The organism is uncultured Anaerococcus sp. (assembly GCF_937934665.1).
Lineage (GTDB): Bacteria > Bacillota > Clostridia > Tissierellales > Peptoniphilaceae > Anaerococcus.
The window spans coordinates 1-17,223 of sequence record NZ_CALGYW010000040.1; the positions used below are offsets into that span (position 1 = coordinate 1).

Below are 17,223 nucleotides of genomic sequence, written 5' to 3' on the forward strand. Positions count from 1 at the left end.
TTACGTCTTCTTTGGCATTTTTAAAGCAGTCAATTTCTGCATGGTCTTTGCCGAAGCCCTTGTGGTAGCCCTTAGAAATTATTTTCCCATCCTTAACAAGGATTGCCCCAACCATGGGATTAGTTAAGACCCTACCTGCTCCCTTAAGAGCGAGATCAAAACATTCTTTCATTATTTTTCCGTAATTCAATCTATCACTTCCTTTTCGGGAACTAAAAAAGTCCCCTTTCAGGGACTAAATTTCAAAGTAAATACATATAAATATAATACTTCTTCCATCCAGACTTTAACTGTCGGTATCGGAATTTCACCGATTCGGCTTACGCTCGCAGACTATAACTGCCGGTGGAGAATTGCACTCCGCCCTGAAGATATTTTATCTTTACAAGTTTTATTATAATATAAGGTTTTCCTTTTGTCAAATCTTTCTCAAAGGTCTTTTCTAATTCTGAATTTAACTATATAAGATTATCTGATATAATAGACCTATGAGAAAACTAGACTATATACCAAAAACAGATATAAAAATGATACACGTAGATGGAGCCTATTCTTTTGGCATCGACTCAATTTTATTAGGAGACTTTGCTAAAATGAAAAGAGATAAGACCCTCCTTGATATAGGCTCAGGAAACGGCATCCTTGCCCTGATGGCAAATAGCCTTTATAAGCTAAAAGAAGTCTATGCTGTAGAAATTCAGGCAACTAAGGCCAAGATTTTAGAAGAGAACCTAAAACTTAATGAGATAAAAAATATAGAAATAATAAATGAGGACCTAAATAAAGTAGATTTTAAAGAAAATAGCCTCGACTATATTATAACCAACCCTCCCTATTACAAAATTAATCAAAATATTAAAAATAAGGACGAAGAATACCTTATATCAAGACAAGAACTTTTCCTAAAGCTTGATGATATTTTTGCCTTCGTCAATAAAACTCTAAAGGATAAGGGCAAGCTTTTTATGATCCATAAACCTGAAAGAATGGTAGAAATTTTCAATAAATCAGGCAATATAAAACCAAAGAGGATTCGCTTTGCTCATTCAACCTATAATACCAAACCACAGTTTATCCTTATAGAATTTGTAAAAAATGCTAAGGATGGGATTAAGATTGAAGATCCTATCATAATCTATAAGGACGGAGCATATACAGATCAAGTTAGAAAAATAAATGGAACTTACAAGGAGGACTAATGGACTATCAAATATATTTTATTCCAACCCCAATTGGCAACCTAGAAGATATGACCCTAAGGGCAATAAATACCCTAAAAGAAGTAGATTTAATCGCTTGTGAAGACACTAGAGAGTCAAAAAAACTCTTAGACTTTTATGAAATATCTAAGCCTCTTACCTCCTACCACAAATTTAATGAGCAAGCTAAAAGTGAAGAGCTAATAAAAAAAGCTCAAGCAGGTTTAACTATAGGAATTATTAGCGACCAGGGCATGCCTGGAATGTCTGATCCTGGGGAAATTCTCATAAAAAAATGTATAGAAAATAATATTTCCTATACTATATTACCTGGACCAAGTTCAATTCTTACTGCCCTTATAGGTTCAGGCCAAGATATGACAGCCTTCACCTTTTATGGTTTTATAGGCAAGAAATCTAAAGAAAAAAAAGAACTCTACGAAAAATTAAAAAACGAGGATAAGACTTCAATAATCTTTGACTCAGTTCACAACCTCCCAAAAACAATAGAGGACTTTAAGGAAATTTTCCCAGAAAGAAAGCTAACCATAGCAAGAGAGCTTACAAAAAAATTTGAAGAATACAAAACCTATACAATTAAGGATATAAACCCGGAGGAAATTACCTTCAAGGGCGAATTTGTCCTAATTTTAGAAGGTAAAAAGGAAGAAGAATTTGATGATATTTCAAACTTTGATGAAAAAATAAAAGAAATGATTGATAGCGGCAAGTCTACCAAGGAAATAGTAAAAAAAATCAAAAAAGAAAGTAAATTTTCTAAAAATGAAATATATGACTATGTTCTTAATTTTAAATAGGAACCTAGTGATGAAAAATCAAAAACACTTAAAAATTGGCCTAGTTATGGGTCTAGTAGGAATTATTTTTATATTCTATGCTCTAAACCACCCAGAAGCGTCTTTTCCTTGGTCTAATAGTATCACATATATCATTTACATGGCCTACCTTGTTCTAACCATTTATTTTATTAGTAAAAAAGATTAAAATTATAAAAGACAAAGCCCCAGACTTACTATACAAGTCTGAGGCTTTTAAAATCCTATAAAAAACCACCCACATAATGGATGGTTAAATTATTATCTTCTTTTTCTGTTTTTTCTCTTGGCAGCGTCGATTTTCTTTTTCTTTATAACGCTTGGTTTTTCGTAGTGTTCTCTTCTTCTGTATTCAGAAAGTACACCGGATCTTGCGCATTGTCTTTTGAATCTCTTAATCGCACTGTCGATTGATTCGTTTTCTCCAACTCTGATTTCTGTCATCTCTATCCCCCCTCTCGTATATGCACGGTCTAGACTTAAATCAGCCTGGTGGCCACTGAAGGCTTCTTTCGCCAAGTACATGGAAATGCATGTGAGGTACAGTTTGTCCTCCGTCTTCTCCTATGTTGTTGACAATCCTATATCCAGAATCAGCCATTCCCTTATCACGGGCAATTTTTCTGATTGCTAAAAATATCTTGCCTATCAAATCACTATCAGACTCATCAAGAGTCTCTAGACTTTCTATGTGCTTTTTTGGTATAACAAGAAAATGGATAGGTGCTTGTGGATCTAAATCGTCAAATGCAATTAACTCTTCATCTTCATAGATTATCTTAGATGGGATTTCTCCATCTATAATCTTACAAAATACACAATCCATACTTCACCCCCATTAATATACATTCTACCACAATAAAAAAAGTGAGTCAATAATAAGCTTGCTAAATATGGCTTTTAATTAAGATGGTTTATGGGTATACATTAAATATAAGAGATAAGAAAGGATGTATAATGAAAATTTTAATCTTAGGCGCAAATGGAGGCGTTGGTAGTAAACTTACTGAGATTCTAGCTAAAAAAAGGCAGATTTTACAGCAAGTGTAAGAAATGAACAAAAGCTTAAAGATCTTAAAGATAAGGGTATAGATAGTAAACTAATTAACGTGGTAAATGACTCTATAGATGATATGGCTAAAATTTTTAAGGGTTATGATAAGGTCTTGTTTTCAGTAGGTGCTGACGGTAAGGGCGGAGCAGATACTACTGTCAAAGTTGACTTAGACGGAGCAATTAAAACTATGAAAGCAGCCAAAAAGGCTGGAGTTTCTCAATACTACATGGTATCTACCTGGGACTCATCAAGGACTGCCGTTGAAAATCCAGATGACCCAATAAAGACTTATACAATTTGCAAGCACTATGCAGACTTATACCTTAAAGAAAACTCAGGACTTTCCTATACTATAATCCACCCATCGAGTCTAAACGATGGAGATGCTAAAGGTAGTATAGAGGTAACTGATACTCACTCTACTAAAGTTGCAACTAGTCAATCTATATCCCGTAATGATGTGGCAGCATTTCTAGCTAAACTTTTATTAAGGGATGGATTTAAAAATAAAGAAATCCAAATTGCAGCAGGAGATATGGAAATTGATAAGGCCCTAGACTCTATAAAATAAGACTAAAAATGACAGCCAAGATGCCAAAACCTATATTAGTTTTGGCCATGGCTGTCTTTTTTATATTCTTTTTCCAACCAATTCACCATCTCTTATCTCACTTATCTCTACATCGATAATGGTATTAGCTGGTATATGTTCTTTTACATTAACCTTAAGGTAGTTGGTGGAATAGCCTCCACTGTAACCTTCTAGGTCAGATTTTGATTCTATTAACACTGCTAGAACTTTCCCTATTTGATTTTCTAGGAACTGTTCTCTATTTATATTTTCAATAGCTTCAAGATCTTTTAGACGGTCTTTTTTGATATTACCATTTATTTGACCCTTCATAGCAGCTGCTCTTGTCCCATCTCTTTGTGAGTACTTAAATAAGTGGGTTTTGGCGAATTTTATTTCTTTTACAAAATCCATGGTTTCCTTGTGGTTCTCCTCTGTTTCACCAGGAAAGCCTACTATTATATCAGTTGTAAGACCAGCATTTGGGAAAACCTCCCTAATTAGGTCTATTTTTTCCTTAAACATAGCTGTGTCATATTTTCTATTCATAGCCTTAAGAACATCATCTGACCCTGATTGGAGGGAGAGGTGGAAGTGGTCACAGGCCTTGTTTGTTGCCCTCATTCTCTCAAGAAAATCTCTTGTTATGTGTCTTGGTTCCATTGATGAAAGACGAATTCTTTCAATTCCGTTAACCTTCGCTACATTTTCTATTACATCTATAAGGGAAATATCGTCATCAAAATCTTTTCCATAGCTTGCAACATGGATACCTGTAAGGACTATTTCTTTAAATCCATTTTTAGCTAGCCTTTCTGCTTCTTTAGTAATAGAGTCTATAGGACGACTTACGACATTACCCCTAGCGTAAGGAATTAGGCAATAAGAGCAATACATATTACAGCCGTCTTGGATTTTCATATAAGCCCTAGTCATTTCTGTTTGGTTAGAAATTTCTAATTCCTCAAAGGTTTTATCTTCTGAAACAGAAATAACTTGGTCAATAGCTGCCTTGTTTTGAAGCATATTTTCACAAAGCTCTACTACTTCTTCTTTATTTCTTGACCCTAATACTATATCCACACCTTCTATTTTAGCTACATCTTCTGGTTTAACTTGGGAATAACAACCCATTACTGCAATAATAGCCTCTGGATTATCCTTCCTAGCCCTTGATATCATCTGACGACTTTTTCTATCAGACATATTTGTAACTGTACAGGTATTTATAACATAGACGTCTGCATTTTTTTCTTTCCTTTCAAACCCTCTTTCTTCAAAGATTTCCTCTACGGCTTCTGATTCGTATTGGTTTACCTTACAACCAAGGGTTAAGATATTAAATGTGTTTTTCATTCAAAAAAGTCCTTTACCTTATCAAAAAATGACTTATTTTCCTTAACTTCATCCCCACTTGCATCAGCATATGCTTTTAAGGCTTCTTTTTGATCTTTTGATAATTTCGTTGGTGTTATAACTTTAACATAGAAATAGAGGTTTCCTGTTCTTCCCCTTCTCTTATCTTCGATTCCCTCTTTCTTTAGGGTAAATCTCTCGCCTGTTTGGGTTCCAGCTGGAATTTCAAATTCAACAGACTTTCTAAGTGTTGCTACATTTATTTTTCCTCCTAGGGCTGCAGTTGGAAAACTTATTGGCATCTCATAATAAATATCTAGTCCATCTCTCTTAAAGATTTCATGGTCTTCTACCCTCAAGATTACATATAGGTCACCGAAAGGACCTCCGTTTTCTCCTACATGACCCTTGCCAGATAGTCTTATAACATTTTTGTCTTCAACACCTGATGGGATGTCAATTTTGATTTTTTCTGACTTATATTCCTTACCTGTTCCATCGCAGTTTTTACATGGTTTATCTATTATTTCCCCGCTACCGTGACACTTTTTGCAGGTGACAGTCCTTGACATGGTTCCAAAGGCTGTTCTTGATACCTCATTAACTACACCCTGACCATGACAGTCTGGACAAGTTTGAGTTTCTGCTCCTTTTTCAGCCTTAGATCCATGGCAAACATGGCATTCTACTTCACGTCTTATTTGAATTTCCTTACTTGTGCCAAAGGCTGCCTCTTGGAAGGTTAGATTTACTGTATGTTGGATGTCATCTCCCTTAACTGGCCTATTAGCATTATTCCCGTAGCCTTGGTTAAATATATCTCCAAATAAATCACCAAAAATATCTCCAAAGCCACTGAATCCTCCGCCAAAGCCACCATTAAAGCCTGCTCCACCATTTTCGAAGGCTTGAGCCCCATAGGTATCGTATTGTTGTTTCTTTTCAGGATCTGAAAGAATTTCGTAAGCTAGGGTCGCTTCCTTAAAATTGTGTTCTGCTTCCTTATCGTCTGGATTTAAGTCCGGGTGATATTTTTTAGCAAGTTTTCTATATTCTCTTTTTATTTCATCATTAGTGGCGTTTTTAGTAACGCCCAGAACTTCATATGGATCTTTCATATTTCCTCCAATCACTAAAAAAAGCTATTTCACTAGGAAATAGCTCCTTTTATCAATTGTTTTTATTATACTAGCTATAGATTATCTTTCAAAAGATTATTCTTCGTCTTCGTCGATTACTTCATAGTCAGCATCTACAACGTCTTCGTCATTTCCACCAGCTTCGCCTTGGCTAGCTTCGTTTGCCTTATACATTTTTTCGCTTACCTTGTAGATTTCATTTGTTAATTCTTCTGATAGGCTCTTAATCTTGTCAATATCGTTAGCTCCTATAGCATCTTCTAGTTCTTTTGCCTTAGCTTCGATATTCTCCTTATCAGCACCTTCAAGTTTGGCGTCTTCTACAGTTTTTCTTGCTTGGTAAACTAGGTTTTCAGCGTTGTTTTTAGCGTCTATACCTTCTTTTTTCTTCTTATCTTCTTCAGCAAATTTCTCTGCTTCCTTAATCTTCTTATCGATTTCTTCTTCAGATAGGTTTGATGAAGATGTGATTGTAATCTTTTGTTCCTTACCAGAACCTTGATCTTTTGCTGTTACATTTACAATACCATTAGCATCTATATCAAAAGTTACTTCGATTTGTGGAACACCACGTCTTGCTGCAGGTATTCCTGTAAGTTGGAATCTGCCTAGAGTTGTGTTATCTGCTGCCATTTCACGTTCACCTTGAACTACGTGGATGTCTACTTCTGTTTGACCATCTGCTGCAGTTGTAAAGATTTGTGATTTTTTAGTTGGTATAGTTGTATTTCTTTCGATAAGTTTTGTAGCAACTCCACCTAGGGTTTCAATACCAAGGGATAGAGGTGTTACATCAAGAAGTAGTAAGTCTTTTACCTCACCTGTTAGAACACCACCTTGGATAGCTGCACCGATTGCAACTGATTCATCTGGGTTGATGTCTTTTTGTGGGTCTTTGCCAACTATTTTCTTAACTAGTTCTTGAACTGCTGGAACTCTTGTAGATCCACCTACTAGAAGAACCTTATCAATGTCAGATGCAGATAAACCTGCGTCATGAAGGGCATCTTCTACTGGTTTTTTTGTTTTTTCTACTAAATCTTTTGTTAATTCATCAAATTTTGCCCTAGATAGGTTTATATCCAAGTGGACAGGTTGACCATCTACTGCTGTGATAAATGGTAGGTTTACATTGGTTGTAAGTGTTGAAGATAGTTCTTTCTTAGCTTTTTCAGCTGCATCTTTTAGTCTCTGCATAGCTGTTAAATCTTTTGTTAGATTAACTCCAGATTCTTTCTTAAATTCAGCTGCAAGGTAGTCTACAACTGCATTATCGAAGTCATCACCACCAAGTTTGTTATTACCTCTTGTAGATAATACTTCAAATACTCCATCTCCTACTTCGAGGATTGAAACGTCGAAAGTACCACCACCAAGGTCGTAAACCATTATCTTAGATTGGTCAGTTTCCTTATCCATGCCATAAGATAGGGCTGCTGCTGTTGGCTCATTTATGATTCTGTCTACTTTTAAACCTGCGATTTGTCCAGCGTCTTTTGTAGCTTGTCTTTGAGCGTCTGTAAAGTATGCAGGTACTGTGATTACTGCATTTGTTACTGTATCATTTAGGTAGCTTTCAGCATCTGCCTTTAGTTTTTGAAGGATCATTGCAGAAATTTCTTCTGGTGTATATTGTTTGCCATCAATTTCAGGGCTTTTCCAGTCATGACCCATCTCTCTTTTAACTGATGCTATTGTTCTGTGTGGGTTAGTGATAGCTTGTCTTTTAGCTGTTTCACCTACTAGTCTTTCCCCATCTTTTGAGAAAGCTACTACTGATGGTGTAGTTCTATTACCTTCACTGTTTGGTATAATAGTTGCACTACCACCTTCCATAACAGCTACTGCTGAGTTTGTTGTACCTAAGTCAATTCCTATGATTTTTGCCATAAATTTCCTCCTACTTGCTTACCTTAACCATAGCTGGTCTAAGGATTTTTCCATTTAATGTATATCCTTTTTGGAATGTTTCTATAATATAATCTTGCTCCACAGAGTCACTTTCTTCTGTCATAACTGCGTGGTGAAGATTGTGATCAAATTTTTCGCCATCTGATAGAATTTCTTCTAAACCTTCATTTTTTAATGTTTTTAGAAGTTCATCTCTTGTCATGATAACTCCCTTTACAAATGGATCTTCTGGGTCTTTATCCTTAAGAGCCCTATCAAAGTTATCAAGAACCGGGAGTAGCTTTTCTATCAAAGAGCTTGATGCAAACTTTTTAAAGTCTGCCTTAGACTTTTCCTCCCTTTGCTTATAGTTTGCAAAGTCAGCCATAAGCCTTTGATATTTTTCTACATATTCATTATTAGCTTGATTAACTGAAGAATCTTCTTCATCTTCGACTATTTCTGCGTCTATGATTTCTTCTTCAAGGTCTTCTTCTATTTCATCTTCTTTTTCTTTTATATCTTCTATATCTTCGACTTCCTCGTCGATATTTTCATCTTTTTTTATATCGTCTGCCAAATCATTCACCTTCCTCTTATTGATTTAATAAATCTGATACTAGGTTGATACTCTCAATTACTTCCTTATAATTTATCCTGGTTAAACCTACAACTCCTATCTGACCGATAGTGTTTTCGTCTACCTTAAAATAAGAAGTTATGATTGTATTTTCTTTTAACTGGTCAATTTCATTTTCTTCTCCGATAGTGATGACAAGGCTTTTATCATTATTATCAGTTAGAAAATCTGTAATAATATCTGGACTTTCAAAGAGATTGATAAATTCTTTAGCTTTGACTATATCATCAAATTCTTTGAAGTTGAATATATTACCCAAACCCTCTATCTTGATTTCTTTATTTGAATCTTTTACAGATTCATTTTTCATCTTAGTTTGGACTATATCGAGCAAATACTTATAATTGAGACTTAACTTTTCTTCAATCTTCTTTATCTTATCAGACAGATGCAAAATATTTGAACCCACTAGCTCACTTTGGATAAGCCTATTTATAAATTCAAGGTCCTTATCTTCTATAGCATACCTTAGATAAATCATATCATTTACTATTAAACCATTATCATAAACCACTATCAAAAGTAGGGAGTAATCATTTACTCTCAGAAGTTCGATATTGGCTATAGATTTTATTTGATTTTTGTAAGTAACAGAGACAGCCGTTAGATTTGTAATACCTGCCAGTATCTTTGTGGCAGATCTTACTATATCTGTAGCATTGTGGTATCTCTTATCGAGCATCTTTTTTAGACTTGTAAAGTCAGGTCTAGGCCTTGCTTCTATAAGACCATTTTCAAGTAAATAGTCCACAAAAAACCTATAACCCTTATCTGATGGGAGCCTGCCACTTGAAGTGTGGGCCTTTTTTAGTAGCCCTTTTTTCTCAAGGTCACTCATGTCGTTTCTAATAGTAGCTGCTGAGACATCAAAGGAATAATCATCAGCCAATGACTTAGAACCGACCGGCTCTCCTGCCAAGATATAAGAATTTATGATAGTGAAAAGTATCTGCATTCTTCTATCTTTCAAAGTCTTTCACTCCTTTTAGCACTCTTTACTTCCGACTGCTAATAATAATATACTAAGTTAAAAATATATGTCAAGTAAAATTAAAAGCTAGTATTAAATTATTTCAAGCCAATTTATAAAAACCCAAGAAAAAAGTGGCGACTTAGCCACTTTTTGATGCTTTTCTTATTTATATTTATAAAAGCCTTCCCCTGTTTCTACTCCTTTAAGACCCTTATCTAACATTTCATTTAGTTTAATCATTGCCTTACCAATTGGAGTAGATGGGTCACTTGAAGCAGGATTATTACTTAAGATATTAACTACAGTTGTAATACCAACTATATCTATTATCTCAAATGGGCCCTTTGGTGAACCTGTACCAATTTTCCAGTCCATATCAATATCAACTGGGTCTGCTACATCATTTCCGTAAAGAGTAAGACCTGCATTTATTACAGGAACGAGGATTGAGTTTAAAATGTAGCCAGGTTGTTCTTTTTTAATTACTGCTGGGTACATACCAATTGATCTTGCAAATTCTACAACTTCTTCAAAAACTCCATCATCTGTCTTATCGTGTCTCATAACCTCAGCTAGGTTTTGTCTGTGGATATTATTTGCGAAGTGAAGACTTAGGAACCTCTCTTCCCTACCTGTATATTCCCTAAACATTGAAGGAAGTAGGGTTGAAGAGTTTGTTACAAGGATTGCCTCATCTTTTAGGTATGGGGCGATTTTTTCATAAAAATCTTTCTTTTGCTCAACCACTTCAGCGATTGCTTCTATAACTAGGTCAGAATCTCCAAAGGCTTCTTCTAGGTCTGTTGTGTATTTTAGTCCCTCATAGACTTTTTCATTTACATCTTTTAGTTGTGCTATTTTTTCTTCTGTAATTTCTTCTTTTGAGTTAAAGAAGGATCTTGGGAAATTAGGATTTTTCTCACCAATGTAAGAAGGAGCTACTTCTAACTCTTGGCTATATATTTGATGAAGACGGTCAACTCTTGGTTTGATTCTTTCGATTGAATCATCACGTCTGCCCCAAATTGTTACATCATAACCGTGAAATGCGGTTGCATATGCAATTTGAGCACCAAGTACGCCACCGCCTGCTATTGTTACTTTTTTAATTGTCATAAATTGTCTCCTTTTACTAATAGATTTTTTTACTAATCTTTATATCTTATCTATACCCAATTAAGATTTTTTTATTTAAAACTTAAATTATTTCTACAAAAAACTCATTAGAAAGGCTAAAGCCTTTTTTTGTAAATCTAAAATAGTCATCAATTTCAAATAATCCATAAGCTTCATATTTATGAATTGCATCTTTGTATTTTTCTAAAAAATCAGCTCCGAATTTATCCCTGAAAAATTCTAAGTTGATTCCTTCGCTTTCCCTGAGTTTAAAAATAATATATTCTTTTTCACTTTCATCTTTGTCGATAAACTCTTTATTTATTATAGGAAGATTATTATTTTTTAGCATTTTATCATAGATTGCAAGATTTCTAGTATTATTGTATCTAGTATTGTCAATAAAACCTGCAGCTGATAAACCAAAACCTAAATAGCCATCTCCATTCCAATATTTTTTATTATGAAAAGACTCACATCCTCTTTGTGCGAAATTTGAGATTTCATAACGATTTAGACCAATTTTTTCTAGTTCCTCAACTAGATAAGAAAATATATCCACTTCAAGGTCTGAATCCATTAAATCAAGCTTACCTTCCTTGTCAAGAGCATAAAATCTTGATCCCTTATCCAAAATTAGAGAATACCAAGAAATGTGATTAGGTTTTAAAATTTTAACCATTTCTAAATCTCTTTTTACACTTTGAAAATCTTGACTGGGAAGATTTAACATTAAATCAAAAGATAGATTATCAAATCCCGCATCCTTTATCATTTGAATATCTCTAATCGCCCTATCTTTGGTGTGATTTCTACCGATATTTTTAAGAACTACATCATCAAAGGACTGAACTCCTAGGCTAATCCTGTTTATTCCAAGCTCCTTGTAAGTCTTAAGTTTATTTCTATCAAGAGAATTTGGATTTGTCTCTATGGTAAATTCTTTTATGTCAGTTTTAAACTTATAGATTTCTTCGAATATTTTTTCTATAAAAGATGGATTTATATAAGAAGGAGTTCCTCCTCCAATATAGATTGAATCAATAATTACATCCATCTTTTCCCTATAAAGTCTTATCTCTTTTATAAGATTGTCTACATAAGGCTCTATCCAGTTTTCAAGGCTAGGAAAGGCTGCAAAGTCACAATAATAGCACTTTTTTTCGCAAAAAGGAATGTGAATATAAGCTCCAACCTTATTCATGATGACCAATCACTTCTATCAAAACGAGTTTAGCAGCTGACCTACTAATAATAGTAAAGTCCTGACCTTTTTTTATCCTAAGGGCATCTGCTGGAAAATATGTGTACTCTTTACCACCTGCTATAATCCTTACCCTACCTTCAACTACAACTATATAGTAAGAATTTTCTTTATTTTGAGACTTATATTCATCTTCTTTTTCAAAATAAAGTCTTCTTATAATTTCCGTCTCACCTTTTGCGACGAGTTCTACACTCGGCTTTGATTTTTTCTTTTTTACTACATGGCCTGTCTTATTTTCTAGGTAGTCTTCCTTGGTAAAGATTGTCTGGTGGACTGGTTCAAGATTACCCATGGCAAGTTTCACAATATGGCTACCATAATAATTAAAGCCTAGTTTCTGTTGAAACCACCTAGATTTGAAATTCCCCCTAAAGTAACCAGCAGATAAATAATCAAGCCCTAAGTCTTCAAAGGCATATTTCATTATGGCCTTGATAGCTTCAGTCATTATCTTTTGCCTGTGGTAGAATTCGCTTAGGACAAAACCTAGCTCCTTGCCCTTTAGGTCCTTATATTCCTTATAAAATTCTTCATCAACTGGATGAAGACCGATAGATCCTATAACCTTGCCATCTTTTTCTATAGCAAGAACATCCTTATCTTTTTTAAATTTTTCCAAAACTTTTTTGCTATCTTCTAGGCTTTGGTGATGGGCCCAGCCGGCCATCTCCCCTAGCCCTGGAATCTTGGCATATTCATATAAATCTTTTAAATCCCTATTTTCGAAAGCCCTTAAAATAAGTCTTTCTGTTTTTAACTTAATTGAAGATAAATCTATTTTAATATCCATATAAACTCCTTTTCATGATAAATATACTATACAATAATGGAATTTATTTTAAAATTTTGTAAGATATGACTAAGTTATTTGTCTACTATATGAAGGAGGAATTATGGATATAGAAAAAATTTATAGGATATATTTTGACGACTTGTATAGATTTTTACTATATCTGTGCAAAAACAAAGAAATCGCCCAAGATATATGCTCAGAGTCCTTTATAAGAGCTATGAAAAATATTGAATCAATTGAGGACTCTAAAGTTAAATCCTACTTATTTCAGGTAGGAAAAAATACCTATTATAATTATTATAATAAGAACAAAAAAATTTTACTTACTGATAAAATTGAAGACTTTGATAAGAATTTAGAATCTTTTGAAAAGGATTTATTGAAGAGAGAACGACTAACAAGCTTAGACCTTGCTATAAACAAACTAGAAAATCCTTATAAAGACGTTGTTAAACTAAGACTTAATGACCTATCTTTTAAGGAAATCGGTGAAATTTATAAGAAAAATCAAAACTGGGCCTGCGTTGTCTACCACAGAGCTAAGGAAAAATTAAGAATAGAATTGGAGGAAAATTATGAATAAGTGCGAAATTATAAAAGATTTACTTCCACTTTATGAGGAAAATCTCTTAAGCGAAGAATCAAAAACCTTTGTTGAAGACCATTTAAAAACTTGTCCAGAGTGTAAAAATCTTTTAAAAGAAGATATAGAAATTGAAAATAAAAATACAAAGCCCCTAGACTTTGTAGAAAAAAGGATAAAAAAAGAAACAAGGTATTTTACCTTGGCAGTTATAAGCCTTATAGGGTCTATCCTTATTTTTATCATCTCCTACCTCAATACACCAAGGCATATTGAATACGAGAAGGACTTGTTCAAAGTTTACAAGAATGATGAAATTTATACTGTGGAATTTTCTGATAAGGTTAGCGGAATTGATTATACTGATACAGAAGATGCCATATACCTTGATGCCTACACTACAAAATACGACGAAATTTTTAATAAGAATAGTCCAAACAAATCCCTTACTTTTCATAAGGACGATTTAAAGATGGTTCTCTACCAAAACCACGACTCCATGCCAAATATGGTAATCGGATCTGGCGAAGTCCGCCAAACTCTACTTCCAAGATTGGTCTTTGGTTTATATGCCTGGATGTCAATCATTGGATTTTTTGTAATAGCTTTTGCCATATTTTTACAAGAAAAACTCAGAAAAAAATCCCTAAGTCTACCAATAAAAACTATATTAATAGGTGGTCCTCTTTCACTTTTCTTAGGGATAATTTCTATAAAAGGATTTAATACAGCAAGCTATTACCCAATGACTGATTTTAAATATATATTATTACTAAGTCTTGGAATCTACCTATTTTTAATATTCTTAAGCATATATAGAGAGCAAAAAAGGATGTGAAATTCACATCCTTTTAAATTGCGATTTTATTCATCATCTAATTTTAATACTGATAGGAAGGCGTCTTGTGGGACTTCAACATTTCCAAGTTGACGCATTTTCTTCTTACCTTCTTTTTGTTTCTCAAGAAGCTTTTTCTTTCTTGAAATATCTCCACCGTAACACTTAGCTATTACATCTTTTCTTAAAGCCCTTACAGTTTCTCTGGCTATAATCTTACCACCTATGGCAGCCTGAATTGGTACTGCGAATTGTTGTCTTGGTATCTCATCTTTGAGTTTTTCAACAATACCACGACCCCTTGTATAGGCAGAATCTCTATGAACAATAAGAGATAGGGCATCGACGTTTTGTTCATTAATTAGAATATCAAGCTTAACAAGGTTTGAAACTACATAGTTAGTTACCTCATAATCAAGAGAAGCATAACCCCTAGTCCTTGATTTTAAGCTATCAAAGAAGTTATAAATTACCTCGCTTAGAGGAATCTTATACTTAATTGACACCCTAGTTTCATCTATATAAGTCATATTTACAAGCTCGCCTCGCCTAGATTGGGCAAGGTCCATAACTTGGCCAATATAATCTTTTGGAGTAATTATCTCTGATAGGGTCATAGGTTCCTTGATATACTCTATCTCTGTTGGTTCAGGAAAATCATTAGGATTTTGAAGTTCCTTTTCTTCATCCTCTCCCTTTAGCTTTATCTTATAGATTACAGAAGGTGCTGTAGCTATGATATCAAGGTCGTATTCTCTTTCTAGCCTTTGGGTAATAATATCCATGTGCAAAAGTCCAAGGAAACCTGCCCTTAGACCAACACCTAGGGCTTGGGAGTTTTCTTGCTCAAATACAAGGGCAGCATCATTTACCTGAAGCTTTTCTAGAGAATCTCTTAGTTTATCAAAAGATTCACCCTCTGCAGGATAGATTCCTGAATAAACCATAGGTAGGACTTCCTTGTAGCCTGCTAGAGGTTTATTTGTTGGGTTTTCAACAGTAGTTATAGTATCACCGACTCTTGCATCCTTAACTTGCTTGATTGATGCTTCTATAAAACCAACATCTCCTGACCTAAGTTCCTTAGTAGCAACCCTTCCCCTTGATGTGTAACCGACTTGGTTTACTTCAAAAACCTTACCGGTATTCATCATCTTAATCTCATCTCCTGGGCGAACTACACCTTCAAAAACTCTTATGTAGCATATAACACCTACATAGGAATCATAATAAGAATCGAAGATAAGTGCCTTAAGCGGCTTATCATCGTGATCTTCTGGAGCCGGTATATTATTAACTATATCTTCTAGAACATCTTCTATATTTAGCCCAGTCTTAGCTGATACTAAAGGTGCATGGTCTGTGTCTAGACCGATTTGATTTTCTATCTCAAGTTTTACCTCATCAACCCTTGCACTTGGAAGGTCAATCTTGTTTAAAACTGGAAGAATCTCTAAATCTTGCTCTAGCGCAAGGTAGGTATTAGCAAGGGTTTGTGCCTCTACACCCTGGCTTGCATCTACAACAAGTATTGCTCCCTCACAGGCCTTAAGAGACCTTGAAACCTCATAGTTAAAGTCTACGTGGCCTGGTGTATCAATTAAATTTAGGTCATAAACTTTTCCATCGCGAGCCTTGTAGTGGATCTTAATTGATTTTAATTTAATTGTAATACCACGTTCTTGCTCTAGCTCCATATCATCAAGCATTTGTTCTTTTATATCCCTTTGGCTGATATTCTCACTTTTTTCTATAAGTCTATCAGCAAGGGTAGATTTGCCATGATCGATATGGGCAATAATAGAAAAGTTTCTAATGTTATCTTTTTTCTTAGTCATATATCTCCTACTAATTAATTTTCGTAAGGATTGTTATCAATCATGCCTGCATCAGCAAAAGGATATATCCTAAAAAATGCATGGCCTACAATCTCTTCCTTATAAATTTGTCCGAAATCCCTCGAATCATTAGAATTGGTCCTGTTATCACCAAAAACTAAATATTCATTGCCTCCTAGAACCCATCCTACCTGATCAGTCTTGGCTGGAGTATGATCAACATCTAGGTATTTTTCTTCAAGTTTTTCACTGTTGACATAGACATCCCCATCTCTTAGCTCTACAAAATCACCAGGAACGCCTATTACTCTTTTGACATAAAGTCTATTAGGAAAGTCTGGTGCATTTAAAATTACAATCTCTCCTCTTTTGTAATCTCTAAAGTGCTTGCCAACCTTATTAACCATCAGCCAATCACCGTCATGGAGAGTATTTAACATAGACTTGCCTGATACTATTGTAGCGTCAACGATAAACATTTTTATAAAAAATGTAATAGCGAGAGCTACTATAATAGTTTTAACCCAATCCCAAAGGGTATTTAATAACGAATTTTCTTTTTTATTTTGTATATTTTCTTCCTTCATATCTAACCTCTCATTTCTATTTAATTATATACTAGTTTGATTCAATTCTCAAAAAAATAAGCTAATATAAATAAAAACTTGAACTTTTTATAAATTTATGGTAGAATACATAAGTCAAGCAAAACAGAAGAGAGGTGAAAATAGAATGGCAAATATTAAATCAAGTCAAAAAAGAATAGATGTTGCTAAGAGAAATACACTTAGAAACAAATCTAGAAAATCTGAAATAAAGACATACATCAAAAAGTTTGAAGCTCTAGTAGAAGCAGGAAACCTAGAAGAAGCTAGAGAAGTATTTAAAGTTGTTGATAAAAAGCTAAAACAAGCTGAAAGCAAAAATGTTATCCACAAAAACAGAGTAGCAGCAACAACATCAAAATTAGCGAAAGAACTAAACGCATAAGAAAATGAGTGATAATCAGTACTGGATCCTAACATATGACTACTGATAATCACTCATTTTAAATGTAGTAAAAAATTTTGTAAGCAAAATTTTTTGCGGTTTTCACAATTTTACAAGCACACAATGCGCAGGAAAAT

At 34.2% G+C, this 17,223-nt stretch carries 19 protein-coding genes and 1 riboswitch; of the genes, 7 read left to right on the top strand and 12 right to left on the bottom strand.

Annotated features, from left to right (window positions below; genetic code table 11):
• Positions 1–263: 263 nt before the first annotated feature.
• Positions 264–377: riboswitch (FMN riboswitch) on the bottom strand.
• Between the two features lie 111 nt (positions 378–488).
• From Q0410_RS01580 to Q0410_RS01590, 3 genes are read left to right on the top strand one after another with little or no spacing between them, the layout of a single operon-like run.
• Positions 489–1,199: a tRNA1(Val) (adenine(37)-N6)-methyltransferase gene (locus tag Q0410_RS01580; protein ID WP_299032184.1), complete on the top strand. Its 711-nt coding sequence runs from the start codon at positions 489–491 to the stop codon at positions 1,197–1,199.
• The gene (gene rsmI / locus Q0410_RS01585) at positions 1,199–2,017 is read left to right on the top strand and encodes a 16S rRNA (cytidine(1402)-2'-O)-methyltransferase (RefSeq protein ID WP_299032187.1); all 819 of its coding nucleotides are present in this window, start codon (positions 1,199–1,201) and stop codon (positions 2,015–2,017) included. Before Q0410_RS01580 ends, rsmI begins: the two co-directional genes overlap by 1 nt.
• Positions 2,018–2,027: 10 nt before the next feature.
• Positions 2,028–2,204, top strand: a complete 177-nt coding sequence (locus tag Q0410_RS01590) for a hypothetical protein (RefSeq protein ID WP_299032190.1) — start codon at positions 2,028–2,030, stop codon at positions 2,202–2,204.
• A 92-nt stretch (positions 2,205–2,296) separates the two neighbouring features.
• On the opposite strand, the gene rpsU is transcribed toward Q0410_RS01590, so the two are convergent.
• Positions 2,297–2,479 (bottom strand): 30S ribosomal protein S21, encoded by a 183-nt coding sequence (gene rpsU / locus Q0410_RS01595; protein ID WP_296112012.1) that lies wholly within the window; start codon positions 2,477–2,479, stop codon positions 2,297–2,299.
• Between the two features lie 40 nt (positions 2,480–2,519).
• Complete coding sequence (locus Q0410_RS01600) at positions 2,520–2,861, bottom strand: histidine triad nucleotide-binding protein (RefSeq protein WP_299032193.1); 342 nt, start codon at positions 2,859–2,861, stop codon at positions 2,520–2,522.
• A 262-nt stretch (positions 2,862–3,123) separates the two neighbouring features.
• Here Q0410_RS01600 and Q0410_RS01605 point away from each other — a divergent pair, with 262 nt between their 5' ends.
• Positions 3,124–3,663 carry an NAD(P)H-binding protein gene (locus Q0410_RS01605; RefSeq protein ID WP_299032227.1) on the top strand — a complete coding sequence of 180 codons (540 nt, stop codon included), beginning with the start codon at positions 3,124–3,126 and terminating at the stop codon, positions 3,661–3,663.
• Positions 3,664–3,723: 60 nt separating this feature from the next.
• On the opposite strand, the gene mtaB is transcribed toward Q0410_RS01605, so the two are convergent.
• From mtaB to Q0410_RS01645, 8 genes are all read right to left on the bottom strand, one after another.
• Complete coding sequence (gene mtaB, locus Q0410_RS01610; RefSeq protein ID WP_299032196.1) at positions 3,724–5,019, bottom strand: tRNA (N(6)-L-threonylcarbamoyladenosine(37)-C(2))-methylthiotransferase MtaB; 1,296 nt, start codon at positions 5,017–5,019, stop codon at positions 3,724–3,726.
• Entirely contained in the window at positions 5,016–6,137 is a 1,122-nt protein-coding gene (dnaJ, locus tag Q0410_RS01615) for a molecular chaperone DnaJ (RefSeq protein ID WP_299032201.1), read from the bottom strand. Before dnaJ ends, mtaB begins: the two co-directional genes overlap by 4 nt.
• 96 nt (positions 6,138–6,233) lie before the next feature.
• Positions 6,234–8,048 carry a molecular chaperone DnaK gene (gene dnaK / locus Q0410_RS01620; protein WP_299032204.1) on the bottom strand — a complete coding sequence of 605 codons (1,815 nt, stop codon included), beginning with the start codon at positions 8,046–8,048 and terminating at the stop codon, positions 6,234–6,236.
• A 10-nt stretch (positions 8,049–8,058) separates the two neighbouring features.
• Positions 8,059–8,628 carry a nucleotide exchange factor GrpE gene (gene grpE, locus Q0410_RS01625; protein WP_299032207.1) on the bottom strand — a complete coding sequence of 190 codons (570 nt, stop codon included), beginning with the start codon at positions 8,626–8,628 and terminating at the stop codon, positions 8,059–8,061.
• 16 nt (positions 8,629–8,644) lie between these two features.
• Positions 8,645–9,658, bottom strand: a complete 1,014-nt coding sequence (hrcA, locus tag Q0410_RS01630) for a heat-inducible transcriptional repressor HrcA (protein ID WP_299032209.1) — start codon at positions 9,656–9,658, stop codon at positions 8,645–8,647.
• Positions 9,659–9,823: 165 nt separating this feature from the next.
• The gene (locus Q0410_RS01635; protein ID WP_299032211.1) at positions 9,824–10,777 is read right to left on the bottom strand and encodes a 3-hydroxyacyl-CoA dehydrogenase; all 954 of its coding nucleotides are present in this window, start codon (positions 10,775–10,777) and stop codon (positions 9,824–9,826) included.
• Between the two features lie 82 nt (positions 10,778–10,859).
• Positions 10,860–11,981, bottom strand: coding sequence for a radical SAM family heme chaperone HemW (gene hemW / locus Q0410_RS01640; RefSeq protein WP_299032213.1), 1,122 nt, complete (start codon positions 11,979–11,981; stop codon positions 10,860–10,862).
• The gene (locus Q0410_RS01645) at positions 11,974–12,834 is read right to left on the bottom strand and encodes a GNAT family N-acetyltransferase (RefSeq protein ID WP_299032215.1); all 861 of its coding nucleotides are present in this window, start codon (positions 12,832–12,834) and stop codon (positions 11,974–11,976) included. Before Q0410_RS01645 ends, hemW begins: the two co-directional genes overlap by 8 nt.
• 103 nt (positions 12,835–12,937) lie before the next feature.
• On the opposite strand from Q0410_RS01645, the gene Q0410_RS01650 reads away from it, so the two are divergent.
• Positions 12,938–13,420: an RNA polymerase sigma factor gene (locus tag Q0410_RS01650; protein WP_299032217.1), complete on the top strand. Its 483-nt coding sequence runs from the start codon at positions 12,938–12,940 to the stop codon at positions 13,418–13,420.
• Positions 13,413–14,258 carry a zf-HC2 domain-containing protein gene (locus tag Q0410_RS01655; protein ID WP_299032219.1) on the top strand — a complete coding sequence of 282 codons (846 nt, stop codon included), beginning with the start codon at positions 13,413–13,415 and terminating at the stop codon, positions 14,256–14,258. The genes Q0410_RS01650 and Q0410_RS01655 overlap by 8 nt, the downstream gene beginning before the upstream one ends.
• A gap of 26 nt (positions 14,259–14,284) precedes the next feature.
• Here the strand turns inward: Q0410_RS01655 and lepA are convergent, their stop codons facing one another.
• Positions 14,285–16,096 (bottom strand): translation elongation factor 4, encoded by a 1,812-nt coding sequence (gene lepA, locus Q0410_RS01660; protein ID WP_299032221.1) that lies wholly within the window; start codon positions 16,094–16,096, stop codon positions 14,285–14,287.
• 14 nt (positions 16,097–16,110) lie between these two features.
• On the bottom strand, positions 16,111–16,683 hold the full coding sequence (lepB, locus tag Q0410_RS01665; protein WP_299032223.1) for a signal peptidase I: 573 nt from the start codon (positions 16,681–16,683) through the stop codon (positions 16,111–16,113).
• A 145-nt stretch (positions 16,684–16,828) separates the two neighbouring features.
• Here lepB and rpsT point away from each other — a divergent pair, with 145 nt between their 5' ends.
• The gene (gene rpsT / locus Q0410_RS01670; protein WP_299032225.1) at positions 16,829–17,086 is read left to right on the top strand and encodes a 30S ribosomal protein S20; all 258 of its coding nucleotides are present in this window, start codon (positions 16,829–16,831) and stop codon (positions 17,084–17,086) included.
• Positions 17,087–17,223: the final 137 nt, after the last annotated feature.

Coding starts and splice junctions, on each gene's coding strand:
- Q0410_RS01580 (WP_299032184.1), top strand. CDS start 489: ATGAGAAAACTAGACTATATACCAAAAACAGATATAAAAATGATACAC.
- rsmI (WP_299032187.1), top strand. CDS start 1,199: ATGGACTATCAAATATATTTTATTCCAACCCCAATTGGCAACCTAGAA.
- Q0410_RS01590 (WP_299032190.1), top strand. CDS start 2,028: ATGAAAAATCAAAAACACTTAAAAATTGGCCTAGTTATGGGTCTAGTA.
- rpsU (WP_296112012.1), bottom strand. CDS start 2,479: ATGACAGAAATCAGAGTTGGAGAAAACGAATCAATCGACAGTGCGATT.
- Q0410_RS01600 (WP_299032193.1), bottom strand. CDS start 2,861: ATGGATTGTGTATTTTGTAAGATTATAGATGGAGAAATCCCATCTAAG.
- mtaB (WP_299032196.1), bottom strand. CDS start 5,019: ATGAAAAACACATTTAATATCTTAACCCTTGGTTGTAAGGTAAACCAA.
- dnaJ (WP_299032201.1), bottom strand. CDS start 6,137: ATGAAAGATCCATATGAAGTTCTGGGCGTTACTAAAAACGCCACTAAT.
- dnaK (WP_299032204.1), bottom strand. CDS start 8,048: ATGGCAAAAATCATAGGAATTGACTTAGGTACAACAAACTCAGCAGTA.
- Q0410_RS01635 (WP_299032211.1), bottom strand. CDS start 10,777: ATGACAATTAAAAAAGTAACAATAGCAGGCGGTGGCGTACTTGGTGCT.
- hemW (WP_299032213.1), bottom strand. CDS start 11,981: ATGAATAAGGTTGGAGCTTATATTCACATTCCTTTTTGCGAAAAAAAG.
- Q0410_RS01645 (WP_299032215.1), bottom strand. CDS start 12,834: ATGGATATTAAAATAGATTTATCTTCAATTAAGTTAAAAACAGAAAGA.
- Q0410_RS01650 (WP_299032217.1), top strand. CDS start 12,938: ATGGATATAGAAAAAATTTATAGGATATATTTTGACGACTTGTATAGA.
- Q0410_RS01655 (WP_299032219.1), top strand. CDS start 13,413: ATGAATAAGTGCGAAATTATAAAAGATTTACTTCCACTTTATGAGGAA.
- lepA (WP_299032221.1), bottom strand. CDS start 16,096: ATGACTAAGAAAAAAGATAACATTAGAAACTTTTCTATTATTGCCCAT.
- lepB (WP_299032223.1), bottom strand. CDS start 16,683: ATGAAGGAAGAAAATATACAAAATAAAAAAGAAAATTCGTTATTAAAT.
- rpsT (WP_299032225.1), top strand. CDS start 16,829: ATGGCAAATATTAAATCAAGTCAAAAAAGAATAGATGTTGCTAAGAGA.